The sequence below is a fragment of the Martelella lutilitoris genome (assembly GCF_005924265.1).
Classification (GTDB): domain Bacteria; phylum Pseudomonadota; class Alphaproteobacteria; order Rhizobiales; family Rhizobiaceae; genus Martelella; species Martelella lutilitoris.
In genome coordinates, this window is the sequence record NZ_VCLB01000004.1 from 212,179 (window position 1) to 236,908 (window position 24,730).

The following is a 24,730-nucleotide window of genomic DNA, read 5'->3' on the forward strand; positions in this document are numbered from 1 at the left end:
CATTTCGATGCATGCCTTCACCTTTCCCCCTCAAGCCACTAGATTGGCGCCATGATTCACGGCCACGACGATATACCGTTCTTTGACGACGACGACGAACCGCGCAAGCCGGCGCCCCGATCCGGAGAGACCTCGGGGCAGACGGGCGGCCTTGCCGCGCGCGCCATGGCGGCGCGACGCGCGCCAGAGGCGCCCGATTACCTGACCGGGCTCAACCCCGAACAACGCGACGCGGTCGAGACCATCGAAGGCCCGCTTCTGGTGTTGGCGGGCGCGGGCACCGGCAAGACGCGCGTGCTGACGACCCGCATCGCCCATATTCTCGCCTCCGGGCGGGCCTATCCAAGCCAGATCCTCGCGGTGACCTTTACCAACAAGGCCGCGCGCGAGATGAAGGAGCGCATCGGCATCCTCGTCGGCGGCGCCGTCGAGGGCATGCCCTGGCTCGGGACCTTCCACTCGATCGGCGTCAAACTTCTGCGCCGCCATGCCGAACTGATCGGGCTCAGGTCCGATTTCACCATTCTCGACACGGACGATGTGATCCGCCTGATCAAGCAGTTGATCCAGGCCGAAGGGCTTGACGACAAGCGCTGGCCGGCGCGGCAGTTTTCCTCGATGATCGACGGCTGGAAGAACAAGGGCCTGACGCCGGAACTCATCCCGGAAGGCGACGCCCGCGCCTTCGCCAACGGAAAGGGCAGAGAGCTCTACAAGGCCTATCAGGACCGGTTGAAGACGCTGAACGCCTGCGATTTCGGCGACCTTCTGCTGCATCCGATCCAGCTTTTCCGCGAAAATCCGGATATCCTGAAAGAGTATCACCGCCGCTTCCGCTACATTCTGGTGGACGAGTACCAGGACACCAATACGGCGCAATATATGTGGTTGAGGCTTCTGGCCCAGCGCCCGGGCGAGGACGACGGACCGCTCAATATCTGCTGCGTCGGCGATGACGACCAGTCGATCTATGGCTGGCGCGGCGCGGAGGTCGACAATATCCTGCGTTTCGAGAAGGATTTCCGCGGCGCAAAGGTCGTCCGGCTGGAGCGCAATTACCGCTCCACGGCGCATATTCTGGGCGCTGCCGGCAAACTCATCGAGCACAATGACGGGCGGCTCGGCAAGACGCTGTTCACTGAACGCGCCGAACCGGACGACGACAAGGTGCAGGTTCACGCTGCCTGGGATTCCGAAGAGGAAGCGCGCGCGATCGGCGAGGAGATCGAACAGCTGCAGCGCCGCGGCGAGCTTCTGAACGACATGGCCATTCTGGTGCGCGCCTCCTTCCAGATGCGCGAGTTCGAGGACCGGTTTGTGACCCTGGGGCTCAACTATCGCGTCATCGGCGGCCCGCGCTTTTACGAGCGGCTGGAAATTCGCGACGCCATGGCATTCTTCCGCCTCACCTGCCAGCCGGCCGACGATCTGGCGCTGGAGCGGATCATCAACACGCCGAAGCGCGGGCTGGGCGATGCCAGCGTGCGCAAGATCCATGATTACGCCCGCGCCCGCGATATTCCGATGCTGGCTGCCGCCCGTGAGATGATCGACACGGATGAATTGAAGCCGAAGCCGCGCAAGGCGCTCTTCGACGTCGTCACACAGTTCACCCGCTGGCAGGAACTGCTGGAAACCACGCCGCATACGGAGCTTGCCGAAATCATTCTGGAGGAAAGCGGCTATACCGAGATGTGGCAGAACGACCGTTCGGCGGAAGCGCCCGGCCGGCTTGAAAACCTGAAGGAGCTGATCCGCTCCATGGACGGGTTCGAGAGCATGCGCGGCTTTCTCGAGCATGTCTCTCTGGTGATGGACGCCGACCAGAACGAGGAGATGGATGCCGTCTCGATCATGACGTTGCATTCGGCCAAGGGGCTTGAATTCAAGACCGTATTCCTGCCCGGCTGGGAGGAAGGCCTCTTCCCGCACCAGCGCGCGCTGGACGAAAGCGGTCGCGCAGGCCTCGAGGAGGAACGCCGGCTTGCCTATGTCGGGTTGACGCGGGCCAAACGCAACTGCCACATCTGGTTCGTCTCCAACCGGCGCATCCATGGGTTGTGGCAGTCGACCATGCCGTCGCGCTTCCTCGATGAACTGCCGGAAGACCATGTGGAGGTCGGCGAGACCGAGGTCTCCTATGGCGGTTATGGCCAGTCGCGCTTCGACCGGGCGGCGCCGTTTTCCAACACCTATGCCACGCCCGGCTGGAAACGGGCGCAGGAAAACCGCACCGATGCAACCCGCGACAACTGGGGCACGCGCTCCGGTCATGCCGTCGAACGCATCGGCTATGGGGAGAGCGGACCGCGCGGACGCATGATCGAGGGCGAGCTCGTTGCTCGCAGCAGCGAAGAGACGGCCTCCAGATTCTCGGTCGGCGACCGGGTTTTCCACCTGAAATTCGGCAATGGCAACATCGCCGCGATTGAGGGCAACAAGCTGACCATCGACTTCGACAAGGCCGGGCAGAAAAGGGTTCTGGACGGGTTCGTCACGCCTGCCTGATCCCGAATAAGGGCTTTGATGCCAACCCGCCGCCTCTTGTCTTTTGCACTGCACAATGCAAGGTCGAGATAAATGTTTTTACTTATTTAACCCCTCATTGTTTAGTGTAAGCTTACACACTGAACGTATTCCGCTTATTCACTCATAGGTTTTATTGGATTCTCGTTTCATCCTGACGCAAAAGGCCTCCCCATAACATGCAGCTGGCAGTGAGAAAGGTGCGACGATGTGAACGGCATATTGCCGGTGTTGTACTGGCGGCTTTCATGTTTGTGGCAGGGGTAACGACGGCGCCAAAAGCGCAGGTCCCCCTCATCCGTCTGCCCGACTTCTTCGAGGACAGTCCCGTCGCAATGCTGGTGGTCGAGCCGATAAACGGCAAGATCCTTGCCGCCAATCATGCCGCGCAATCCCTTTACGGATGGACCTCCGCCGAGTTCAGGCAGCTTTTTGTCTCCGACCTGAACCAGATGTCGAAGGACAAGATCAAGGACGAGATGGAGCGCGCCCGCGAAGGCCGCCAGCATTATTTCCTGTTTCCGCACAGGTTCAAGGACGGCACGATCCATACGGTGCGGATGTTCTCCTGGCCGATCGTCATCCAGCAGAAGACGCGGCTTTTCTCGGTGATTGCGGAGGCTGACGACCTGCGCTCGGGCGGCGAGCCGCTGGCGGCCTATTCGTCCAACCTCGAAGATGCCGTGCGCCAGAAGGCGGCGGAACTGCGGGCAACCGACGGCCTCTTGAACCTCACACTCTTTTCCGCGATCGCCGTGCTTTCCGGCATTGTCATTGTTCTCGGCATCGTGCTCATTCGCGGGCGGCGGCTGGTGCGCGCCCTCGGCCGCCAGCACCTGCTCTTGCGCGTAGTGATCGACGCGATCCCCGATCAGATCTACTTCAAGCGGCCGGACGGCACGCTGGAGGCCTGCAACCAGGCCGCGGCCGAGTTTGTCGGCATGCCGGCCGAGATGATCGTCGGCAAGAGCGACCGGGAGATTTTCGGGCATAGCACCGATGCGCTGTTGATGCAGCAGGTCTTCTCCGACGTGAACAACCAGGGCAAGCTGATCAACCAGGGCGAAGTCACCAATCCGGCCGGTCGCAAATACACGCTGGAAATGATCAAGGCGCCGGTGATCGACGCAGGCGGCGAACGGCTCGGCTCGGTCAGCGTCTGGCGCGACGTCACCGAGAGACGACGCACGGAAGCCAGGATCGAAACGCTCGCCTATTATGATCCGCTGACCCGGCTTGCCAACCGCGCCAAGGCGCAGGAAGTGCTGCTCGGCTTCCTCGCCACCCACAGGGTGAATCACCAATATATGGCGATCGCGATCTTCGATCTCGACAGCTTCGCCGCCTTGAACTCGATCTTCGGCCACAATATCGGCGACGCACTGCTGAAAACCACGGCCCGGCGCCTTTCCGACAATATTGATGCCGGATCCTTCGCGGCGCGCCTTTCGAGCGACGAATTCGTCGTGTTCCTCACCACGCTTGGAGGCGAGGAAGAGCGCGCGCGCGAAACAGCGCATGCGAAGATCGAGGACCTGCATGCCTGCCTGTCGCGCCAGGCCTTCATCAACGGCAACCAGATCACGCCCAGCACCAGCGCCGGCGCGGTTCTGGTCGGCCCGTCATCGAAAAGCGCGGACGAAGAATTGCGGCGCGCCGACCTGGCGATGCACAATGCCAAGTCGCGCGGACGCGGCAGCATCTCATGGTTCCAAAGCGGCATGGTCGAAGACCTCGTCGCCCGATTCGACGTCGAAACCGCGCTGGAAAAAGCCCTGCAGAGCGACGGATTCAGGCTGTTCCTGCAGCCGAAGATCATCGCCGACGCGCCCGGCCGGCATTTCGAGGTCCTGCTGCGGCTCGATCACCCCGAACGCGGCATCATCGGTCCCGGCAGCTTCATCAACGTGGCGGAGGCGACGGGGCTGATCGTTCCCATCGGCGCCTGGGTTCTGGAGGAATCCTGCCGGATGCTGGCCGAGAACCCGGACCTGCACCTCGCCGTCAACGTCTCGGTCCGCCAGTTCCTGCGAGAGAAATTCGTCGACGACCTTGCATCGCTTCTCGATCATCACCAGTTCGATCCCGAGCGGCTGACGCTGGAGATGACGGAAAGCCTGATGATCGCCAATTTCGACCTGGCGCTTGCGCAACTCAGAAAGATCAGGGCGCTCAACATCAGGCTGTCGATCGATGATTTCGGCACAGGCTATTCCGCGCTTGTCTATCTCAAGCAGTTTCCGCTGAACGAACTGAAGATCGACAAGACATTCATTGCCGGCGTGCCGCATGACAGCAGCGACACCTCACTGGTGGAACTGATCATCACCATGGCCCACCATCTCGGCATTTCGGTCATCGCCGAGGGCGTGGAGACGCGAGAACAGGAAGCATGGTTGCGCAATCAGGGCTGCGAAGGCCTCCAGGGCTTTCTCTTCAGCCCGCCGCAGCCGGCCTCCTATTACCTGAAACCCTGACGCGGGCGCCTCCCATCCCGCGGACCGTCTGTCCGGAGCAACAATATGAAAGCCCTTTTGCTTGTCGATATCCAGAACGGTTTCTGCCCCGGCGGCAATCTCGCCGTCGCCGACGGCGATGCCGTGGTGCCGGTCGCCAATCTCCTGATCCGGGATGGCGGCTACGACATCATCGCCGCCTCGCAGGACTGGCATCCTGAAGGCCACGGTTCCTTTGCCTCGGTCCATCCCGACAAGAAGCCGTTTGACATGGGCGAACTCGACGGGAAACCGCAGGTGATGTGGCCGGACCACTGTGTGCAGAACACCGAGGACGCCGCGTTTCACCCCGATCTCGACATTGCCGCCGTCGATTACATCCAGCGCAAGGGCGAGAACCCTGAGATCGACTCCTATTCCGCCTTTCGCGACAACGAGCATCATGCCGTCACCGGACTTGCCGATTATCTGAAGCAGAAGGGCGTCACCACGCTCGACATCACCGGGCTCGCTCTCGACTTCTGCGTCCGGTTTACCGCGGTTGATGCCCGCGAGATGCTGCCCGGCGTAACCGTCCGCGTGATCCTCGAAGGCTGCCGCGGCATCAGCGAGGATGGCGTCGAAGCGGCGCTAGCCGAAATGCGCGAGGCCGGCGTCGAGCTCATTGATCTGCGCACCGCGATCGAAGACTGACGGCAAGGCTGAAGCATCGGCGACCGAGCAGGGATCGCCGTCGCCCCGTCGTCCGCACGGGCGCTGACTGGCCCTCTTGCCATTCAGAGCGTGTTGGCCGCGATCGGCCAGGCCATCGCGGTGAAGGTTGCGGCGAGTGTCCTCGCATGGTTCAGCCGGGTCCAGCGCCGGACACAGTTCGCCCTAGCGGTTCGCCTCGGGCATTTCCAGCGCCGCGATCTCGTCGCCGAAGCTTTCCATGCGCTTCATCAGCAGGGCCTCGGCGTCGCGCAGGCCGGCGTTGTAGAAGACCGGCGCGAATTCGCGCGCGATGACTTCGGCAAACAGCTCGGCCTGAAGCGTGCCGATCTCGCAATCGAGTTCCTCTGCGCAATAGTCCCTGAGCCGCTCCGCAAGGGCGGCCTTTTCGCGGGCGCTGAGCTTGATCATGACGCATTCCTCCGGTTTGATCGCATTATCAATTCTTCTCATTTGTGCATGCAACGCAAAGGCGGTAAACGGGTGGACAACCTCCCATCCCCTCCTGCAGCCTGTCCGCCGCTTCCCATGGGGAACCAGCCCGAATTGATCAGGAGTCGCCTTCCTTTGCGAGAGAGTTCAGAATTTTCAAGCGGCCTTCGCTCCGGCATCGTGCCGGCTCTTTCGGCCGCCCCCTTCGGCATGCTGTTCGGCGCGGTGTCCGTCACGCAGGGCCAGAGCGTGTTCGAAACGGCGATGATGAGCCTGACGATCTTTGCCGGCGCCAGCCAGCTCGTCGGCGTCGAGCTTTTCGGCCAGCGGGTCGCGCCCTGGCTGATCATTGCCTCGATCGTGGCCGTGAACTTCCGCCATGTGCTCTATTCCGCTGCGCTGACGCCGGTCATCGCGCATTTTCCGCTGCCGAAAAAGCTCGTTGCCTTCTTCCTGATGACCGATCCGCAATTCGCCGAAGCCCTCAAACGCCACGAAGAGGAGGAGCGCGTCACCTTCGCCTGGTATCTCGGCGCGGGTCTTGTGCTCTATGTCCTCTGGAACATCATGACGCTGATCGGCGCAACGCTTGGCGGCTTCATTACCAACCCGGAAGCGCTCGGCCTCGACATCCTGCTGCCGATCTACTTTCTCAGCCTGGTCATGGGCTTCAGAAAACGGCCAAACTACCTGCCGATCGTCGCCGCAAGCGCGCTCGGATCGATCCTCGCCTATGCCACGGTCGGGTCTCCCTGGCATGTCAGCATCGGCGCGCTCGCCGGCATCCTGCTGGCCGCACTCCTGCCGCCCGGCAAGGGCAAGGAGGCGGCGCAATGAGCGATTTCACCAATGACCACATGATCCTCGTCATTCTCGGCGCGGCGGTCGCCACCTATATGACGCGCATTGCCGGCTATGTCCTGCTCTCGGTGGTCTCGGACATTCCCCCGCGCGCAGAAGCGGCGCTCAATGCCATACCGGCAGCGGTGCTGACGACGCTGGTGGCGCCTGCTTTTTATGCCGGCGGCTGGGAGGGCAAGCTGGCGATCGCGGCAGCCCTTTTGACGGGGCTGCGTTTCAAGTCGCCATTGCCGATGATCGCGGTCGGCTGGTCGGTGGTCATGGTCTGCCGCTATTTCATCATCGGCTAGCGCATCGACCCGAAAATCGAAATCCATTTTCGGGTCGATGCGTAGATTCAATAGGTTAGAGCGTCCGGGTCGCCGCTTCAAGCCAGGCCCGCTCCTTGTCGTCGGCCACGAGCGGCATCAGCTTCTCGCGCGTTTCGGCGTGGTAGGCGTCGAGCCAGTCACGCTCCTCCCGTGTCAGAAGTTCGGGCATGACGAGGCGCAGGTCGATCGGGCACCAGGTCAGCGTCTCGAAGGCGAGCATCGGTATTTCGCCGCCCTCGATCGGCTCCGCCTCCTTCACCAGAAGCAGGTTTTCGATGCGGATGCCGAATGCGCCGGGACGATAATAGCCGGGCTCGTTCGACAGGATCATGCCGGGCTTCAACTCCGGGCTTCCAAGCCGCGAGAACCGCTGCGGCCCCTCGTGAACGGAGAGATAGGAACCGACGCCGTGGCCCGTGCCATGGGCATAGTCGACGCCGGCCTTCCACAGCGCGATGCGGGCAAGAGGATCGAGGTCCATGCCGCGCGTTCCGGCGGGAAAGCGTGCGGTCGAGAGCGCGATCACGCCCTTCAGCACCAGCGTGAAGAACCTGCGTTTCTCCTCGTCCACCGCCCCGATGGCGAGCGTGCGGGTGATATCGGTGGTGCCGTTCTGGTATTGCGCGCCGGAATCGACGAGATACATCTCCCCGTCCTGCAGCTTGCGGTCGGTCTCGGTCGTTACCCGATAATGAATGATCGCCGCGTTCGGCCCAGCGCCTGAGATCGTGTCGAAGGAAATGTCGCGCAGCGGGTTCTGCATCCGCTCGCCGACGGCAGCCCGCGCGGCCTCAAGTTTCGTCGCAGCCTCGATTTCGCTGACGGCTCCGGGGGCCTCTCCGTCAAGCCAGCTCAGGAAGGAAACCATCGCCGCGCCGTCCTGCAGATGCGCCGTGCGCGTGCCGGCCTGTTCGCCCTCATTCTTGATCGCACGGGCGGCGACAACCGGATCGGGCGCATCAATCACTGTGCCCCCCGCCTTCTCGATGAGTTCGACGCAGGCATAAGGCACGGCGGAACGGTCGAGCATGATCGCCTCGCCCGCAAGCGCCGCGAGACGGGCCGAAACGGCCTCGGGCGCTTCGAGCGCAGCAAGATCATCGATATGCGCCCTGGCCTCGCCGGAAACCTTCCCGGGGGAGAGGAACAGCACGGCGCTGCCGTCGGCCTTCACGATCGCGCGGGAGAGCGGCGCCGGCGTGTGGGCGACATCATTGCCGCGAATGTTGAACAACCAGGCAACCGAGGTCGAATCGGCGATCAGCACCGCGCCCGCCCGCTTGCCGCGCGCGGCTTTCGCGATCTCTGCCAGCTTCTCCTTCGCCGGTTTTCCGGCAAATTGCTGCGGCTGGACCGTCACCGGCGCTGCGGGCGGCGCCGGGCGGTCCTTCCAGACCCGGTCGATCGGGTTTTCGGGAAGGAGAACAAGCGCGCCGCCGATCTCGGCAAGCGCGGACTTCAGCCGCTCGACCTCGCTTGGCGTATGCAGCCACGGGTCGATGCCGAGCCGTATGCCTCCCGGTCTGTTTTCGGTGAGCCATGCAGCAGGCGGGCAGCCGACCAGATCGCCGCCGGCAATCAGCGCCGGGTCGGTCTGGAGCTTCAGCTGCGAGGTATAGCGGCCATCAACGAAGACAATCGCGGTCTCCGCCATCACCAGCGCCACGCCGGCGGACCCGGTAAAGCCGGTGAGGAAAGCGAGCCGCTCGGCGGACGGCGGCACGTACTCGCCCTGGTACTCATCCGTGCGCGGCACGAGAAAGGCGTTGATGCCGAGGGCAGGAAACAGGGCGCGCAGGGCCTTGATGCGCGGGGCGGCCTGCTCCGGGCGGGCGGAAACGTCAAAGGACTGAAACATGAAATTCACCAATCAATTCGATCGGCGCGACGATAGAGCCTTTGCGGCGGCATCACAACAATCCGCTTTGCGATGGCTCGCCGCGCCTTTGGCGGGGCTGCATCCGGTCCAGGCAATGGTGCACAATATTCGTGCAGCATGACAGGCGTTTTGCCAGTTCCCGAAAAGTGCATGCGTTTTCTGCATGGCTCCCATTCGGCTTCCCACCTGCCAGACGCGGAAGCTACGGTCTATATTCCAGACAGTTGATTGATAAGGCTTCGCGCCGGCAGTGATCAGAAGGATCAGGGCTGATAGCCGCGAAGCAAAATGGACCGAAGGACGCAAGGCCGTCCGCAACGATCCGCCAGAAAAGGAGAACTGAAAATGGGTTTCTTCCGTAGCGCTTACAAGAGCATTGCCAATGCCCGTCAGAGCCAGGCCAACCGTTTCGTCAATGCCGAACTGCTGAAGCTTGACGACGAATCCCTGAAGAAGATGGGCAAGTCGCGCGCTGAACTGCGCCGCAACGCCAACGGTTCGATGCTGTTTTAATCGAGCAGGTTTCCGGCGCAGACAAAGCGTCGTGCAGACCCCGCAATCCGCTTGAGCGTCCTCCCCGCTCGCGGAGCGCCGCAGGTCAGCAAAACAAGGGCCGTGCCGCAAGGCATGGCCCTTTTCTTTTGGCCGCAGCTTCAGTCCATTTCCGGAAACAAGAGCTCCACCACATAGCTCGCGTCAAAGCGGGTATCGAGCATGCCGTAGCTGGAGCGCCAGCCCGCCGCCAGCCGGGTTTCGAGGAAGGCGTCGGCGATACGACCGGCGCCCAGCCGGTAGAGTTCGGCGGCCCCTGCTGCAAGCGCCAACTGCTCGATGAAGATGCGGGCGGCGCTTTCATGGCTCTTGCACAGCGCCATTGCGGCGCGCAGCAATTCGACGATCTTGGCGCCGGACGCGCCGAGATCGCGCGCGATCACCTGAAACACGGCCTCGAACAGGTCGCTGCCATGCTCGACGACGCGCCTCAGATCAAGCGCCATCATGTTGCCCGCCCCGTCGTTCATCGCAAGGCCCGGCGCATCGCGATAGTGACGGGTGATCGGCCGGTCCTCGATGAAGCCGTTGCCGCCCATCACCTCCATCGCCTCGGCCACCACGGCGGGGGCGATCTTGGTCGTCCAGTATTTGGTCACCGGCGTCATCACCCGGGCGTAGGCTGCTTCCTCGGCGCTGTCTCGGGCGCGATCGAAGCTTTCGGCAAGGCGGAAAGAGAGCGCACCGGCGGCGGCCACGTCGAGCGCCAGGTCGGCCAGGACCCGCATCATCAGCGGCCGGCCGACCAACGCGTGGCCCTGCACGCTGCGCCCGCGCGCGGAGTGGGTCGCCTCGGCAAGGGCGGCGCGCATCAGGCCGGACGCCATCACCGCGCTGTCGAGCCGCATCAGGGTCAGCATGTCGAGAATGGTCCTGAGACCGCCATCCGGCGCGCCGAGCAGAAAGCCGAAGGCATCGGAAAACTCGATCTCGGCCGTCGCATTCGAGCGCAGACCGAGCTTGTCCTTCAGCCGCTGATAGCGCAGCGCATTGGTCCGTCCTTCTTCGAGAAGGCGCGGCACCAGAAAACAGCCCGGCTTGCCGTCGACATCGGCCAACATAACGAAGGCGTCGCTCATCGGCGCGGAGACGAACCATTTGTGGCCCGTGAGGCGATAGACGCCCTCGCTGACGCGCGCGGCCTTGGTGGTCAATCCGCGCGTGTCGCTGCCGGCCTGCTTTTCGGTGATCGCCAGTCCGATGGTCGCCGCCGTCTTCTGCGCCTGCGGACGGTTGGTCGAATCATATTTGCGCGACAGGATTTTCGGCGCCCATTCCGAGCGCAGTTGCGGCGCTGCCGCCAGAACGGCGAGCGAGGCAGAAGTGGACGACAACGGCTCCAGATGGCCGCATTCAAGCTGCGCCGTGAGGAACAGCCGAACGGCTCTCAGCTTGTGCGCCTTCGATTTCGAATCGGCGTCGCGCGGCGGCTCCCAGAGCGAGGAATGCAGACCGGAGGACATCGAGCGGCGCAGAAGCGCGTGCCAGGCCGGATGAAAGGCCACCGTGTCCAGCCGCTCGCCGGCCGGCCCGTGCGTCTTCAACTGCGGCAGGCTGGTATTGGCCATCTGCGCCAGCTCCTGCGCTTCCGGCGAAGTCACGTAACGCCCGATCGTGTCGAATTCCTCGCGCAGCGGCCGCGCCAGATTGCGCGTCAGATCGCCAAGAAGCGGGTCGGAATGAAAGGCGTTGTAGCCGCTCCAGGGCTTCGGCTGGTTCAACGTCCTGAATACATCATTGTCGCTCATCGACGTTCACGCACTTCTTTTTGAAGACAGATCGCAGAGTTGGCACGGTTCGATATAATCTGTCAAAGCTTGCGGCAAAGCCGGCGAGCCATTATAGACGCCAGGACTTCAAGCGATAGACCGCACGGCCTCATATGGAGGAAAGCTTCATGGTCTTCTTTCCCCACCGCCATCTGATCGGCATCAAGGGCCTTTCGCCCATTGATATCGGGACACTTCTCGACAAGGCCGAAGAGGCCATAGCATTCAATCGTTCTCGCGAAAAGAAAAACAGCGTCCTGCGCGGGCTTACCCAGATCAATCTGTTCTTCGAAGCCTCCACCCGCACGCAGGCCTCCTTCGAACTGGCCGGCAAGCGGCTTGGCGCCGACGTGATGAACATGTCGGTCGGCAATTCATCGGTGAAAAAAGGCGAAACGCTGATCGACACGGCGATGACGCTGAACGCCATGCACCCGGATGTGCTGGTGATCCGACACGCCTCGGCGGGCGCGGCAGCGCTGCTTTCGCAGAAGGTCGCCTGCTCGGTGATCAACGCCGGAGACGGCGCGCATGAACACCCGACACAGGCGCTGCTCGATGCGCTGACGATCCGCCAGGCCAAGGGGCGGCTCGACAATATCATCGTCGCCATCTGCGGAGACATCCTGCATTCGCGCGTCGCCCGTTCCAACATCATTCTGCTCAACACGATGGGCGCCAGGGTGCGCGTCGTCGGCCCGGCGACGCTTCTGCCCGCCGGGATCCGCGACATGAGCGTCGAGGTCTTCGACAATATGGAAGACGGGCTGAGGGACGCCGACGTGGTGATGATGCTGAGATTGCAGCGCGAGCGCATGTCCGGCGCCTTCGTCCCCTCGATCCGGGAATATTTCCGCTTCTGGGGGCTCGATGCCGAAAAGCTGAAGGCCGCCAAGGAAGACGCGCTGGTGATGCATCCCGGCCCAATGAACCGGGGCGTGGAAATTGCCACCGACGTTGCCGACGGCCCGCAGAGCGTGATCGAGAAACAGGTGGAAATGGGCGTCGCCGTGCGCATGGCCGTGATGGAAACGCTGATGCTCTCGGACAATGGAGGAGCACGGGTATGAAACCGCTGGTTCTGAACAACACCCGCATCATCGATCCGTCCCGCGACCTTGATCAGACCGGCACGATCATCGTTGCGGACGGCCGCATTCTCGCCGCCGGCCGCGATGCCGCCAACCAGGGCGCGCCGGACGGCGCGGACGTTGTCGATTGCCGGGGCCTTGTCGCCGCTCCCGGTCTTGTCGATGCCCATGTCTTCGTCGGAGAGCCCGGCGCCGAGCACACAGAGACCATCCATTCGGCAAGTCTTGCGGCGGCTGCCGGCGGCATCACCTCCTTCGTGATGATGCCCGACACAAATCCGCCGATCGATGATGTCGCGTTGCTGGAATTCGTGCTGAAGACCGCGCGCGACAACGCCGTGGTCAACGTCTTCCCTGCTGCGGCGCTGACCAAGGGTCTGGCCGGCCTCGAAATGACGGAAGTGGGCCTCTTGAAGGGCGAAGGCGCGGTGGCCTTCGCCAATGGCCGCTACTCGCTCTCCGACAACCGGGTTCTGCGCCGGGCGATGACCTATGCCCGCGCCTTCGACGCCGTGGTCTCGCTGGAGCCGCGCGACCGCTATCTCAGCGAAACCGGCGTGATGAACGAGGGGCTCTTCGCCAGTTGGCTCGGCCTTTCCGGCATTCCGCGCGAGGCCGAGATCATTCCGCTCGAGCGCGATCTGAGGCTCGCCGCGCTCACCGGCGCGCGCTACCACGCCGCTCTGATCTCGGTGCCCGAATCGGTCGAGGCCATTCGCGTCGCCCGCGAACGCGGGGCTTTCGTCTCCAGCGGCATCTCGATCAACAATCTGACGCTGAATGAAAACGACATCGGCGAATACCGCACCTTCTTCAAACTGACGCCGCCGCTGCGCCACGAGGAGGACCGGTTGCAGATGGTCGAGGCTCTGAAGAACGGGCTGATCGACATCATCGTCTCCTCACATGATCCGCAGGATGTCGACACCAAGCGCCTGCCGTTTTCCGACGCCGAGGACGGCGCGATCGGGCTTGAGACCATGCTGTCCGCCGCGCTCCGCCTGCATCATTCGGGTGAGGTGCCGCTGATGCGGCTGATCGACGCGATGTCGACCCGGCCGGCAAAGGTGTTCGATCTGGATGCCGGTACGCTTCAACCCGGCGCACGGGGCGATATCACGCTGATCGACCCGGAAGAGCCGTGGATCGTAACGCCGGACCGACTGGTCTCGCTTTCGAAGAACACCACGTTCGAGAATGCCCGCTTCTCCGGCCGCGCCGTCAGGACCTATGTCGCCGGAAAATGCGTCTACCAGGCCAGCTAGGAGAGGATAAGCATCGTGGGGGAATTATTCGCTTTCGACCTGACGCCCGTTGACGCACTGATCGTGATCGCGGTCGGCTATCTTCTTGGGTCCCTGCCCTTCGGCTATCTCATCACCCGCATGGCAGGCCTCGGCGACATCCGCAAGATGGGCTCCGGCAATATCGGCGCGACCAATGTTCTGCGCACCGGCAAACGGCATCTGGCCGCCCTCACTTTGCTCCTCGACGCGCTGAAGGCGACCTTCGCCGTCATCATCTGCGCCAGACTCTACGGAACGGATGCCGGACTTATCGCCGGCGCGGCGGCCTTTATCGGCCACCTCTTCCCGGTCTGGCTCGGCTTCAAGGGCGGCAAGGGGGTGGCGACCTATATCGGCGTGCTGCTCGGCATCGCTCCCGCCGCCGTCCTGATCTTCGCCTTCGTCTGGCTGCTGGTCGCCCGGTTGTCGCGCTATTCCTCGCTGTCGGCGCTTGTCGCCACACTTGTCATGCCGGTTGCTTTGTGGATAATGGATCAACCGCAGGCTTCATTGGTCATGGCCGTCCTCACCATTATTTCCTGGTGGCGGCACAAGGCCAATATCGAACGCCTGATCTCGGGCAAGGAAAGCAGGATCGGAGACAAGGGGTGACGGACAGTCTGGCTTCTCAAGGCGGCGCTTCGGCGCCGCGCCATAAAAGGGAAGCCGCCCGTTGAGCCGATCCGGCATTTCGCTCTCCGAGAGCCAGCGTATCGCCTGGCTCAGACTGATCAGAAGCGACAATGTCGGCCCGGCGACCTTTCGCGAACTCATCAATCATTGCGGCAGCGCCGAAAAAGCGCTCGACATGCTGCCGGAACTGGCAAAACGCGGCGGCGCTATGAAGCGGATCCGCGTTGCCAGCATTGCCGATGCCGAACGCGAGATGGAGGTGGCGGCCCGCCATGACGGTCGCTTCGTCGCCATCGGCGAGCCCGACTATCCGCCAGCCCTGCGCGCGATCGACGGCGCGCCGCCGCTTCTGGCCATGTGCGGCAGCGGCGAGACAGCGACCCGGCCGACGCTCGGCATTGTCGGCGCGCGCAACGCCTCGGTCGCCGGCGCAAAATTCGCGGCCATGGTCGCCGGCGCGGCGGCGGGCGCGGGCTACACGGTGGCTTCCGGCCTTGCCCGCGGCATCGATGCCGCAGCCCACCACGCCAGCCTGAAGCACGGCACGCTTGCCGCCCTTGCCGGCGGCCTTGACCGGATCTATCCGCCGGAAAATGCCGATCTCTACCGCAGGATCTGCACGGAAGGCGGCGTTGCCATCTCCGAGATGCCCTATGGCTGGGAGCCGCGCGCGCGAGACTTTCCCCGGCGCAACAGGCTGATTGCAGGTTCCGCGCTTGCCGTCGTGGTCGTCGAGGCGGCCATGCGCTCCGGCTCGCTGATCACCGCACGGCTGGCCAACGAGGCGGGGCGACTGGTGCTTGCCGTTCCCGGCTCGCCGCTCGACCCCCGCGCCCAGGGCAGCAACGGCCTGATCAAGCAGGGTGCCATGATCGTCTGCTCGCCGGAGGATGTTCTGGAGGCGCTTGCGCCGCTGTCAAATCTTGAGTTGCCGTTTTCTGGCGATGCCGGAGAGGAACCCGAACCGGAGGGCGAAGCGCCGGTCGAACCCGCCGAGGATGATCGCCTGCGCGTTGCCGAAGCGCTGGGGCCGAGTCCATGCGAGATCGACGATCTGATCCGGTTTACCGGCGTGAATGCGGCGACCGTCCAGTTGATCCTTCTGGAACTCGATCTCGCCGGCCGGCTGGCGCGGCATCCGGGCGGACGAATCTCGCTCACGTGATCGACTGTTCATTTTCGATCACATAGGTATGCTATTATCTACCCTGCGTTGAAACTAAATTACTGGTTTCTATCGGTCACGAAACTTCGTTATCAGCTGCGACTGCACTTCCCCCGCCTCGAGATAGGCCATGTCGATCAGGTAGCAGAGGATTTCCGTCCCCTCCTTGTCCGAAAGCCGGCGAAGCTGACCAAGTATTTGCCTGATATAGATAATCTCATCCTCCGTCAGTCTTCTATCATTATCGTTTCCGGATATATTCGCTGGCATTTAAACACCTATAAGCCTTGCAGTGCAGTCGCTTCGCCGTGACCTAGTCCCGTTCTGAACAATACCTCTCCAGAAACGGATTGCAATTGCTAAAGGTATTCTCCCTTGGTTGTCCTCGGTTGTAATTGTCTAAAATTCCTTCACGGGCCTTGACCGAAACACAAACCCTGTCCATTTCGACAGTCAAAAGCAGCCGGCACAAAGGTCGGGTTTGCACTGCCCCCCGTTTTCAGGGTAAAGGCAGAGCCGATCGAGCCTGCGAGAACGCGTGCGACGACAGGCCGTGGACTTCGAACACGCCTTCCCGCATCAGCGCCATCCCGGCACACGCTGACGGAAAATGCCGAGCGCGCAACCGCTTGCGGCCTTCCATACTGCGCTTGAAAGATCGGCAGAGGCCGCCAGGCTTCCCCGGTCGGTTGACCGCGCCGGGGAGGCAGCCGAAGATGCGCGCGAGAAGGCACAGACAGAATTGAGACGGAAGACATGGACGTAGTCGTTGTAGAGTCCCCCGCCAAGGCGAAGACCATCAACAAATATCTGGGCAAGGACTACAAGGTTCTGGCGTCTTTCGGCCATGTGCGTGACCTGCCGCCGAAGGATGGCTCGGTGCTGCCGGACGAGGACTTCGCCATGTCCTGGAAAGTCGACGCGGCCTCGGCCAAGCGGGTGAAGGACATCGCCGACGCGGTCAAGGACGCCGACGGCCTCATCCTCGCAACCGACCCGGACAGGGAAGGCGAAGCGATCTCCTGGCATGTGCTCGACCTGTTGAAAAAGAAGAAGGTGCTGAAGGACAAGCCGGTCAGGCGTGTCGTTTTCAACGCGATTACCAAGAAAGCCGTGCTCGACGCCATGGCCAATCCGCGCGACATCGACGAAGCGCTGGTGAACGCCTACCTGGCCCGCCGCGCGCTCGATTATCTCGTTGGCTTCAACCTGTCGCCGGTGCTCTGGCGCAAGCTGCCGGGCGCCCGCTCCGCCGGCCGCGTTCAATCGGTTGCGCTGCGCCTCGTTTGCGACCGCGAAAGCGAGATCGAGCGCTTCATCCCGGAAGAATACTGGAACATCGTCGCCGACCTGAAGACCGTGCGCGGCGACGCGTTCGAGGCACGGCTGGTGCAGGCCGACGGCAAGCGCGTCCAGAAGAACTCGATCAAGGACGGTGAGCATGCCGGCCGGATCAGGGAACTGCTCGAAGGCGCGACCTATTCGGTCGCAAGCGTCGAGGCAAAGCCGGTGCGCCGCAACCCCGGCCCGCCCTTTACCACCTCGACCCTGCAGCAAGCAGCCTCGTCACGCCTCAGCTTTTCTGCCTCGCGCACTATGCAGGTGGCGCAGCGACTTTATGAAGGCGTTGATGTGGGCGGCGAAACCGCCGGCCTTATTACCTATATGCGTACCGACGGCGTTTCCATGGCGCCCGAAGCCATCACCGGCGCGCGCGATGCGATCGGCGATCAGTTCGGCCAGCGCTACCTGCCGGAAAGCCCCCGGCATTATTCGGTGAAGGCCAAGAATGCACAGGAAGCGCACGAGGCCATCCGCCCGACCGACTTTACCCGCACGCCGCAATCGGTGAAAAAATTCCTCGATGCCGACCAGTTCCGCCTTTACGACCTGATCTGGAAGCGCGGCATTGCCAGCCAAATGGCCTCCGCCGAGATGGAACGCACCACGGCCGAGATTACCGCGACCAATGGCGGCGAGACCGCAGGTCTGCGCGCCGTCGGGACGGTGGTGAAGTTCGACGGCTTCCTCAAGGCCTATGCCGACAATCGTGAGGAAAAGCAGCCGACCGACGATGACGAGGATGATGGTCGCCTGCCGGAAATCAATGCGCAGGAGACGGTGGACAAGGACAAGATCCGCGCCACCCAGCACTTCACCGAGCCGCCGCCGCGCTATTCGGAAGCCTCGCTGATCAAGAAGCTGGAAGAGCTCGGCATCGGTCGTCCGTCGACCTATGCCTCGACGCTCGCCACGTTGCGCGACCGCGAATATATCGCCATCGAGAATCGCAAGCTGACGCCGGAGGCCAAGGGCCGGCTGGTGACGGCGTTCCTGGAAAACTTCTTCAACCGCTATGTGGAATATGATTTCACGGCGGATCTGGAAGAAAAGCTCGACAAGATTTCCGACGGTTCACTGGAATGGAAACAGGTTCTCCGCGATTTCTGGAAGGATTTCTTCGCCCAGATCGAAGACACCAAGGAACTGCGCGTCACCAATGTGCTTGACGCCCTGAACGAGGCGCTGGCGCCGCTGGTCTTCCCCAAGCGCGAGGACGGCTCTGATCCCCGCACCTGCCAGGTCTGCGGCACCGGCAAGCTTTCGCTGAAGCTCGGCAAATACGGCGCCTTCGTCGGCTGCTCCAATTATCCGGAATGCAACTTCACCCGTCAGCTCGGCGCTGACGCCGATGCCGAGGCCAATGGCATCAATCCGAACGAGCCGAACGAACTCGGCATTGACCCCGAAACCGGCGAGACCGTGACGCTGAGAACCGGCCGTTTCGGTCCCTATGTCCAGCGCGGAGAAGGCAAGGAAGCCAAGCGCACATCCCTGCCGAAGGGCTGGAAGCCGGAAGACATCGACCTGGAAAAGGCGCTGCAGCTTCTCTCGCTGCCCCGCGAGGTCGGCGCGCATCCGGAAGACGGCAAGATGATCTCCGCCGGCCTTGGACGCTATGGTCCCTTCGTTCTGCATGACGGCACCTATGCCAATGTCGAAAGCATCGAGGACGTGTTCTCCGTCGGCGTCAACCGCGCGGTCTCGATCATCGCCGACAAGCGCGCAAATGGCGGCCGCCGCCGTTCCGCGCCTGCCGCGCTGAAGTCGCTCGGCGAACATCCCGACGGCGGCGGCGAGGTGACTGTCAATGACGGCCGCTACGGGCCCTATGTCAAATGGGGCAAGATCAATGCCACGCTTCCCAAGGGCAAGGACCCGCAGTCTGTAACCTTGGAAGAGGCCGTTCCGCTGCTGACGGCGCGCATGGAAAAGACCGGCGCGAAGAAGCCTGCCAAAAAAGCCGCGGCGAAGAAGCCGGCTGCCAAGAAAGCGACAACCAAGTCGACGGCAGCAAAAAAGACAACCACGAAGAAAACAGCTTCTGCGAAGAAAAAGGCTGAGGCTGAAAGCGACAACAGTTGAGCCAGAAACCGCGTTCCCGCACGAAGGACACCGCCTCGCCGAAATCCGATGAACCGGTCATCCATGGCGCGGTGCCGCCGCGCGATGTTTTGTTGAAATTCATCGCCGATAACCCCGAGAGGGCATCGAAACGCGAAGTCGCGAAGGCTTTCGGCATCAAGGGCGCGGCGCGCGTCGAGTTGAAGGACCTGCTGCGCGACCTCGAGGACGAGGGACTGCTGCAGAAAAAGCGCAAGAGCCTCGTCCGTCCCGGAGCGCTGCCGCCCGTGACCGTGCTCGACATCACCACCCGCGACAAGGATGGCGAGCTGATCGGCCGCCCGGCCGAATGGCCGGAGGAGGAAGGTGCAGCACCCGCCGTCCTCATCCGCCAGTCCGGCGGCGGCAAGAACGGCAAGCGCAAGGTTCCCACAGCCGGGCTCAATGACCGGGTCGTCGCCAAAATCTTTCCGTCGAAGTCCGAGACCGGCCCGGCCTATACCGCCCGCATCATCAAGGTGATCGATAAGCGGCGCGCCGCAGCCCTTGGCGTCATCCGCATGTTCGATGACGGTTCGGCCCGGCTGATGCCGATCGACCGACGCGACAACGAGATCGCGATTGACGAAACCGCGCTCAACGGCGCGAAGGACGGAGACCTTGTCGAGGCCGACGTCAAGCGCTCGGGCCGCTATGGCCTGCCGCGCGGCGAAGTTCTGACGATCGTCGGCTCGCTGGCGTCGGAGAAAGCCGTCTCGATGATCGCGATCCATTCCCATGGCATTCCGCACATCTTCCCCAAGGATGTGATCGACGAGGCGGACGCGGCAAAGCCCGCGACGATGAAGAACCGCGAGGACTGGCGCGACGTGCCGCTCGTCACCATCGACCCGGCGGATGCCAAGGACCATGACGACGCGGTTTTCGCCGAGCCGGATGAGCGACCCGAAAACGAAGGCGGCGTCGTCGTCACCGTCGCGATCGCCGATGTCTCCTGGTATGTGCGCCACAAGTCGGCGCTCGATAGAGAGGCGCTGAAGCGCGGCAATTCGGTCTATTTCCCCGATCGCGTCGTACCGATGCTGCCGGAACGCATCTCCAACGACCTCTGCTCGCTGCGCGAGGGCGAGGACCGGCCCGCCATGGCCGTGCGCATGGTGTTCTCGAAGGATGGCCGCAAGGCCTCCCACACCTTCCATCGCATCATGATGAAGAGCGCGGCGAAGCTTTCCTACCAGCAGGCGCAGGCCGCCATCGACGGCAGGACGGACGAAAAGACCGGCCCGCTGCTGGAGCCCGTGCTGAAACCGTTGTGGGCCGCCTACGAGACGATGAGGCGCGGGCGCGACCGCCGCCAGCCGCTGGAACTCGACATGCCCGAGCGCCGCATCCTCCTGAAGGAGGATGGCACGGTGGACAAGGTGGTGGTGCCGCCGCGCCTCGATGCGCACAAGCTCATCGAAGAAATGATGATCCAGGCGAATGTGGCGGCTGCCGAGACGCTGGAGAAAAAGCGCCAGGCGCTGATCTACCGCACCCATGACGCGCCGTCGCTTTCCAAGCAGGAGAGCCTGCGGGAGTTTCTGGCGACGCTTTCCATTCCGCTCGCCAAGGGTGGCAATCTCAGGGCCAATTCCTTTAATGGCATTCTGGCAAAGGCCGAACAGTCGCCGCAGAAGGACCTGATCAACGAAATGGTGCTGCGCTCGCAGAGCCAGGCCGTCTATTCGCCGGAAAATGGCGGGCATTTCGGCCTCAATCTGATGAAATACGCGCATTTCACCTCGCCGATCCGCCGCTATGCCGACCTCATCGTCCACCGCGCACTGGTCGCCGCCCTCCATCTCGGCGAGGGCGGGCTGGAGCGCGAGGAGGAAGAGCAGCTCGACGATATCGCCGCCGAGATCTCCACCTTCGAGCGCCGCGCCATGGCCGCCGAGCGCGAGACCGTCGACCGCCTGATCGCCCACCATCTGGCCGGCCGTATCGGCGAGAGTTTCGACGGCCGCGTTGCCGGCGTCACCCGTTCGGGCCTGTTCATCGCTCTGCCGGAATATGGGGCCGATGGCTTCGTGCCGGTCTCCACCCTTGGCGGCGATTATTACGTGCATGACGAGGTGCGCCAGGCGCTGGTCGGCGAGCGATCCAATCTCGGCTATCAGCTTGGCGACAATGTCGAGGTGCAGCTTGTGGAGGCGATCCCGCTTGCGGGCGCGCTACGCTTCGAGATGCTGTCGTCGGGCCGCAAGCTTCCCGCCCCCACCCGGTCCTTCCACAAATCGAAGACCGGACGCCCGATGCGCGGCGGCGGCGCGGGACGGCGCAGCGGACGCGGTCAGCGCTGAGGCAGACGACGGGCTTTCCCGGACTTTTATAAGACGAACCCGGCGCCACCCACGCCCCGCTCGGCGAAGGCTTTCGCCTGACAGGCGGCGGCGGCTGGACCAACGGCAACGCCACGGTCTGCGCCGCGCGGTAAGGCGCCGGAACGGCTTTACGGCCTTTGCCGGCGGTTCGCCGGATGAACGACACAGCACCATGCGAGCCCTGGGTAAAGCCCCACCGCCATCAATCTTCACCCTTGAGGGGGAGATCGGGTGGCATTGACCATGCCGCGCTACCCGTCACAGTCACTCCCGCACCATTGCGTTTCGTCAGACTTTCAGGATAAATCGGGCGTCACGGAGGATGCCATGCCCGAACAGGCCGACGACAATCACCACCGCTATGGCGGCAAGCCGGACGACGAGCGCCGGCTCGCCCCCGCCATGCTGACAGGCCTGAAGGGCCGCTGCCCCGCCTGCGGCAAGGGCAAGCTGTTCTACAAATATCTGAAGACCGTGGACCATTGCGAGAACTGCGGCACGGAAATCCACCACCACCGCGCCGACGACCTGCCCGCCTATCTTGTCATCCTCGTCCTCGGCCATTTCATGGTCGGCGGCTATATGACCGGCGCGGAACTCTTCGACGTGCCCGATTGGGTGCACCTCGCCGTCTGGGTGCCGCTCACGGCGCTTACCGCCTTCGCCCTCATCCAACCCATGAAAGGCGTCGTCATCGGCCTGCAATGGGCGCTCAAGATGCACGGCTTCGACGGCAAGGGACGCGAAGAGGCGGTGGATTATTCCGAGCGGTGATTTACTGGTCTCTCCTCTTCAACGGAGAAGACGTATTCTTCAGAAAATCGTTATTTATTAAAATGATATTGCAAAAAATAATTATATAAGTATTTTAAATGAAGGTCAATATTGATTCGGGTAGCGAGAGTTGAAATGGCTATTCAGCGTGTAAGAGATCCTGTTCACAATTTAATACAGTTCGACACCACGAATAGTGAAATTGAGCGAGTTGCCTGGAAACTAATTCAGTCTAGACCTTTTCAGCGATTGCGACGAGTGAAACAACTAGGGTTTTCCGAGTTGGTCTACCCCGGCGCCACTCATACGCGCTTCGCGCATAGCATTGGAGTATTCCATACCGCGCGAAATTTGATGAATATAGTGCAAGAAAAAGCGCCTGAGAAACAAGAAACGTCTGAAAAAATAGCGCTTGTGGCAGCGCTCGTTCACGACGTTGGCCACGGTCCGTTTAGCCATGCTTTTGAAGCTGTCGGAGAGCGCCTAAACCTTAAGCTAGCAGATCACGAAGTAATGAGCGACGAACTCATACGAAACGGTGAAATCGCCGAGATTTTAAACAATGATATTATGAGCGGTTTCGCCTCGAACGTTGCGAATATGATAAAAAAAGAAGGGCGTATAACGCTTCATAACTCTGTCGTATCGAGCCAATTCGATGCTGACCGACTAGATTACATGCAAAGAGATAGACTAATGACTGGAAGTCAGCACTCGGTAATTGACCTCGCTTGGCTTCTAGCGAATTTGGACGTTGGCCAAGTAGCTGCAGGCATTGATGAAACAAAGGTTGGGTCTATTCCGACCTTTGTTATTGGACCGAAAGCGATACAGGCGGCAGAAGCGTATGTATTGGGTCTATTTCAGCTTTACCCGACCATATACTTCCATAAAGCGACACGAGGAGCAGAAAAGTTATTCTCTGAAATTCTTGTGCGCTTATTCTATCTCGTTCGAAATGGAGATATTCAGAACACCGGCCTCCCGAAAAACCATCCATTAGTCCGATTTGCTAATGACCCAGAAAGCATCGAAACCGCACTCTCTCTGGATGACGCCGTTGTGTGGGGAGCAATGCATCTTATGATTGACTCGGAAGACCCTGTTCTGTCTAGTTTTTCCGATCGCCTGTTGAACCGAAAACTCTTTAAATGCTTCGATATTCGGGCGGAAATTACTCATAGGTGCGATCCCCACAATTCACGCGATCCAGATAGTTTGGCAAAGATCGAAAAGTGTTGCGCATCTGCGGTGCTGAAGTTACAGGAATGGCAGAAAAACGAAGATAGGATTATGCCAAGGATTTTGACCGACCAGGCTGAGCGCAGACCTTACAAGACCAATGGTGTCGGCAATGGCCAAACCGAGCAAATCAATGTGCGAACTGATGGCGGCGAATTGATTGACATTAAGCAGAGGTCCGAAATCGTGAACTCTCTGAGTGTTTTTAAACTTAATCGAGTGTATTATGATGATTCGCAAAAGCACTATCTGGAAGAAATTCAGAAAATCGTTTACGGGGAGATCGACTGATGTCTGACTTCAAGATAGAAGAAGTGATTAATATTATTCAAGACGCAGGCGGAAAAATTGTAGGCAGAACACGTCTTCAAAAGATTGCTTATCTACTCACCGCAACTGGCCTAGATGGAAATTTCTCGTTTTCTTATAAGCATTACGGTCCTTTTAGCGAAACTCTTGCCTCTTCTGCCGAGATAGGTGCGTTAGTTGGAAAGCTAAACGAAGTCCAAAAACAGACTTCGTGGGGCGGGACTTACTCTATCTACACTGCTGATGAGAATGCCCAAGAAAAAGATCACTCCGCTCGATCCATGCTAGCCTCAATCGCATCTGATTCTAATTCAATTGAGCTTGAACTTGCAGCCACTGCAGTTTTTTTGGCTTACGAAGGCTATGAAGATGCTTGGGAAGAAACTGCTCAACGTAAACCGGAGAAAGCCTCTCCTGAGCATCTAGAAAACGCCAAAACGCTGTTGAAGAAATTGGCAACAGTCTCTGTACCTCGGCCGTTACCTACGACCCTGTTGAACTAGAACTTTATGTGCAGAGTTTTATAAACTAGGCCACCCCTGACCGCCCGAAAGCTTCATCAGCACGATCCCCGCAATAATCAGCGCCGCCGCGATCAGCCTTCCGGGCGTTGCCGCCTCGCCGAGGACGGCCACGCCTATGGCGAAGGCGCCGATGGCGCCGATGCCGGTCCAGATCGTGTAGGCCGTGCCGAGCGGGAGCGCGCGCATGGAGACCGACAGAAGCACGAAGCTGGCGGCAGCGGCGACGATGGTGATGAGCGTGGGCGTTATGAGGGTGAAGCCCGCGGACTTCTTCATCGAAAAGGCCCAGACGACTTCGAGAACACCGGCGATTGCGAGAATGAACCAGGCCATGGCACGGCCCTCCTTTTGATCAAGAGTGGCCGGGCCGTCCCGGATGGGTGACGATTGGCGCGGGTCGTCCCGCGCGGGTTCTATCTAGCTCCCGCACGCCCCGGG

Annotated in this window: 20 protein-coding genes; 16 read left to right on the top strand and 4 right to left on the bottom strand. The window is 61.5% G+C overall.

The genetic code is table 11. The features are described 5' to 3' along the window. Positions 1–51: 51 nt before the first annotated feature. From FF124_RS08300 to pncA, 3 genes are all read left to right on the top strand, one after another. Positions 52–2,508: an ATP-dependent helicase gene (locus FF124_RS08300; RefSeq protein ID WP_138748026.1), complete on the top strand. Its 2,457-nt coding sequence runs from the start codon at positions 52–54 to the stop codon at positions 2,506–2,508. A gap of 266 nt (positions 2,509–2,774) precedes the next feature. Then, entirely contained in the window at positions 2,775–5,003 is a 2,229-nt protein-coding gene (locus tag FF124_RS08305; RefSeq protein WP_187326868.1) for a sensor domain-containing protein, read from the top strand. Between the two features lie 45 nt (positions 5,004–5,048). Continuing rightward, entirely contained in the window at positions 5,049–5,675 is a 627-nt protein-coding gene (pncA, locus tag FF124_RS08310; RefSeq protein ID WP_138748028.1) for a bifunctional nicotinamidase/pyrazinamidase, read from the top strand. Between the two features lie 183 nt (positions 5,676–5,858). Here pncA and FF124_RS08315 read toward each other — a convergent pair whose 3' ends face one another. Further along, positions 5,859–6,104, bottom strand: coding sequence for a DUF2164 domain-containing protein (locus FF124_RS08315; RefSeq protein ID WP_138748029.1), 246 nt, complete (start codon positions 6,102–6,104; stop codon positions 5,859–5,861). A 156-nt stretch (positions 6,105–6,260) separates the two neighbouring features. Here FF124_RS08315 and FF124_RS08320 point away from each other — a divergent pair, with 156 nt between their 5' ends. Both FF124_RS08320 and FF124_RS08325 read left to right on the top strand, forming a co-directional pair. Continuing rightward, complete coding sequence (locus tag FF124_RS08320) at positions 6,261–6,962, top strand: AzlC family ABC transporter permease (protein WP_246072302.1); 702 nt, start codon at positions 6,261–6,263, stop codon at positions 6,960–6,962. Next, a complete protein-coding gene (locus tag FF124_RS08325) occupies positions 6,959–7,276 on the top strand; it encodes an AzlD family protein (protein WP_138748031.1) in 318 nt (105 codons plus the stop codon). Before FF124_RS08320 ends, FF124_RS08325 begins: the two co-directional genes overlap by 4 nt. A 55-nt stretch (positions 7,277–7,331) precedes the next feature. Here the strand turns inward: FF124_RS08325 and FF124_RS08330 are convergent, their stop codons facing one another. Beyond that, a complete protein-coding gene (locus FF124_RS08330; protein WP_138748032.1) occupies positions 7,332–9,155 on the bottom strand; it encodes an aminopeptidase P family protein in 1,824 nt (607 codons plus the stop codon). Between FF124_RS08330 and FF124_RS20535 the strand changes: the two genes are divergently transcribed. Next, a complete protein-coding gene (locus FF124_RS20535) occupies positions 9,154–9,297 on the top strand; it encodes a hypothetical protein (protein ID WP_187326869.1) in 144 nt (47 codons plus the stop codon). The genes FF124_RS08330 and FF124_RS20535 overlap by 2 nt on opposite strands. Before the next feature lie 224 nt (positions 9,298–9,521). After that, a complete protein-coding gene (locus tag FF124_RS20540; protein WP_187326870.1) occupies positions 9,522–9,689 on the top strand; it encodes a hypothetical protein in 168 nt (55 codons plus the stop codon). Positions 9,690–9,829: 140 nt separating this feature from the next. Here the strand turns inward: FF124_RS20540 and FF124_RS08335 are convergent, their stop codons facing one another. After that, positions 9,830–11,476: an acyl-CoA dehydrogenase family protein gene (locus tag FF124_RS08335; protein ID WP_138748033.1), complete on the bottom strand. Its 1,647-nt coding sequence runs from the start codon at positions 11,474–11,476 to the stop codon at positions 9,830–9,832. Positions 11,477–11,625: 149 nt separating this feature from the next. On the opposite strand from FF124_RS08335, the gene FF124_RS08340 reads away from it, so the two are divergent. From FF124_RS08340 to FF124_RS08385, 9 genes are all read left to right on the top strand, one after another. After that, entirely contained in the window at positions 11,626–12,567 is a 942-nt protein-coding gene (locus FF124_RS08340) for an aspartate carbamoyltransferase catalytic subunit (protein WP_138748034.1), read from the top strand. Beyond that, on the top strand, positions 12,564–13,853 hold the full coding sequence (locus FF124_RS08345) for a dihydroorotase (RefSeq protein WP_138748035.1): 1,290 nt from the start codon (positions 12,564–12,566) through the stop codon (positions 13,851–13,853). The genes FF124_RS08340 and FF124_RS08345 overlap by 4 nt, the downstream gene beginning before the upstream one ends. 12 nt (positions 13,854–13,865) lie before the next feature. Then, a complete protein-coding gene (gene plsY, locus FF124_RS08350) occupies positions 13,866–14,486 on the top strand; it encodes a glycerol-3-phosphate 1-O-acyltransferase PlsY (RefSeq protein ID WP_425462518.1) in 621 nt (206 codons plus the stop codon). 61 nt (positions 14,487–14,547) lie between these two features. Then, positions 14,548–15,672: a DNA-processing protein DprA gene (gene dprA, locus FF124_RS08355; RefSeq protein ID WP_138748037.1), complete on the top strand. Its 1,125-nt coding sequence runs from the start codon at positions 14,548–14,550 to the stop codon at positions 15,670–15,672. 756 nt (positions 15,673–16,428) lie between these two features. Then, positions 16,429–19,098, top strand: coding sequence for a type I DNA topoisomerase (gene topA / locus FF124_RS08365; RefSeq protein ID WP_138748039.1), 2,670 nt, complete (start codon positions 16,429–16,431; stop codon positions 19,096–19,098). Next, entirely contained in the window at positions 19,095–21,422 is a 2,328-nt protein-coding gene (rnr, locus tag FF124_RS08370) for a ribonuclease R (protein ID WP_138748040.1), read from the top strand. The genes topA and rnr overlap by 4 nt, the downstream gene beginning before the upstream one ends. 348 nt (positions 21,423–21,770) lie before the next feature. Then, positions 21,771–22,217 carry a DUF983 domain-containing protein gene (locus tag FF124_RS08375; protein WP_138748041.1) on the top strand — a complete coding sequence of 149 codons (447 nt, stop codon included), beginning with the start codon at positions 21,771–21,773 and terminating at the stop codon, positions 22,215–22,217. A 135-nt stretch (positions 22,218–22,352) separates the two neighbouring features. Next, on the top strand, positions 22,353–23,750 hold the full coding sequence (locus tag FF124_RS08380) for an HD domain-containing protein (protein ID WP_138748042.1): 1,398 nt from the start codon (positions 22,353–22,355) through the stop codon (positions 23,748–23,750). Next, entirely contained in the window at positions 23,750–24,271 is a 522-nt protein-coding gene (locus tag FF124_RS08385) for a hypothetical protein (RefSeq protein ID WP_138748043.1), read from the top strand. The genes FF124_RS08380 and FF124_RS08385 overlap by 1 nt, the downstream gene beginning before the upstream one ends. A gap of 18 nt (positions 24,272–24,289) precedes the next feature. Here FF124_RS08385 and FF124_RS08390 read toward each other — a convergent pair whose 3' ends face one another. Continuing rightward, on the bottom strand, positions 24,290–24,625 hold the full coding sequence (locus FF124_RS08390) for a DMT family transporter (RefSeq protein WP_138748044.1): 336 nt from the start codon (positions 24,623–24,625) through the stop codon (positions 24,290–24,292). Between the last annotated feature and the right edge of the window lie 105 nt (positions 24,626–24,730).

Excerpts from the sequence above, each read along its gene's own strand:
- FF124_RS08300 (WP_138748026.1), top strand. The coding sequence starts at position 52 with ATGATTCACGGCCACGACGATATACCGTTCTTTGACGACGACGACGAA.
- FF124_RS08305 (WP_187326868.1), top strand. The coding sequence starts at position 2,775 with ATGTTTGTGGCAGGGGTAACGACGGCGCCAAAAGCGCAGGTCCCCCTC.
- pncA (WP_138748028.1), top strand. The coding sequence starts at position 5,049 with ATGAAAGCCCTTTTGCTTGTCGATATCCAGAACGGTTTCTGCCCCGGC.
- FF124_RS08315 (WP_138748029.1), bottom strand. The coding sequence starts at position 6,104 with ATGATCAAGCTCAGCGCCCGCGAAAAGGCCGCCCTTGCGGAGCGGCTC.
- FF124_RS08325 (WP_138748031.1), top strand. The coding sequence starts at position 6,959 with ATGAGCGATTTCACCAATGACCACATGATCCTCGTCATTCTCGGCGCG.
- FF124_RS20535 (WP_187326869.1), top strand. The coding sequence starts at position 9,154 with ATGAAATTCACCAATCAATTCGATCGGCGCGACGATAGAGCCTTTGCG.
- FF124_RS08330 (WP_138748032.1), bottom strand. The coding sequence starts at position 9,155 with ATGTTTCAGTCCTTTGACGTTTCCGCCCGCCCGGAGCAGGCCGCCCCG.
- FF124_RS20540 (WP_187326870.1), top strand. The coding sequence starts at position 9,522 with ATGGGTTTCTTCCGTAGCGCTTACAAGAGCATTGCCAATGCCCGTCAG.
- FF124_RS08335 (WP_138748033.1), bottom strand. The coding sequence starts at position 11,476 with ATGAGCGACAATGATGTATTCAGGACGTTGAACCAGCCGAAGCCCTGG.
- FF124_RS08340 (WP_138748034.1), top strand. The coding sequence starts at position 11,626 with ATGGTCTTCTTTCCCCACCGCCATCTGATCGGCATCAAGGGCCTTTCG.
- FF124_RS08345 (WP_138748035.1), top strand. The coding sequence starts at position 12,564 with ATGAAACCGCTGGTTCTGAACAACACCCGCATCATCGATCCGTCCCGC.
- topA (WP_138748039.1), top strand. The coding sequence starts at position 16,429 with ATGGACGTAGTCGTTGTAGAGTCCCCCGCCAAGGCGAAGACCATCAAC.
- FF124_RS08375 (WP_138748041.1), top strand. The coding sequence starts at position 21,771 with ATGCCCGAACAGGCCGACGACAATCACCACCGCTATGGCGGCAAGCCG.
- FF124_RS08380 (WP_138748042.1), top strand. The coding sequence starts at position 22,353 with ATGGCTATTCAGCGTGTAAGAGATCCTGTTCACAATTTAATACAGTTC.
- FF124_RS08385 (WP_138748043.1), top strand. The coding sequence starts at position 23,750 with ATGTCTGACTTCAAGATAGAAGAAGTGATTAATATTATTCAAGACGCA.
- FF124_RS08390 (WP_138748044.1), bottom strand. The coding sequence starts at position 24,625 with ATGGCCTGGTTCATTCTCGCAATCGCCGGTGTTCTCGAAGTCGTCTGG.